General features: G+C 41.9%; 1 pseudogene. It reads right to left on the bottom strand.

Going from position 1 to position 527, the window contains the following annotated elements:
- Positions 1–12 precede the first annotated feature (12 nt).
- Positions 13–527 (bottom strand): annotated as a pseudogene (locus tag J5M58_RS26135) (argininosuccinate lyase); the annotation flags it as partial.

Raw genomic sequence — 527 nt, 5'->3', positions numbered from 1 at the left:
GTGCAAAAGTTCTTATAAACCAAGAATCTTTTTCCACCTTTTTAGCTGTTTTTTGATTTGTAAAGGCGCCGTACCCCCCGTTACTCTGCGACTTTCCATACTTCCTTCCAGGCTTAAAACTGCATATACATCCTTTTCAATGACCGGACTAAAATGCTGCAAGGTCATTAAGGGCATATCCCGCAAAGTTTTTCCTTTTTCCTCTGCTTTTTTGACCACTTGGGCAACAATTTCATGACTGTCTCGAAAAGGTACACCCTTTTTCACTAGATAATCGGCCAAATCGGTTGCAGTGGCATAACCTTGTTCAACTGCTTTTTTCATCACCTGTTTATGAACGGTTAATCCTAAAACTAATTCGCTGTATAAGTTTAAAGTGGCCAGCACTTGATCGGCAGTATCAAACACCGGCTCTTTATCTTCTTGATTATCACGGTTATAAGCCAGAGGCTGCGCCTTCATCAATACCGCTAAGGTCATTAAATGCCCTATTACCCGAGCGCTTTTTCCTCGCGATAGCTCTACCA

This window comes from Pseudomonas sp. 32_A, from assembly GCF_017490905.1.
Taxonomy (GTDB): domain Bacteria; phylum Pseudomonadota; class Gammaproteobacteria; order Pseudomonadales; family Pseudomonadaceae; genus Aquipseudomonas; species Aquipseudomonas inefficax.
Note: the sequence above shows the minus strand (reverse complement) of the source record. Positions and strands in the feature narration are given on the sequence as shown.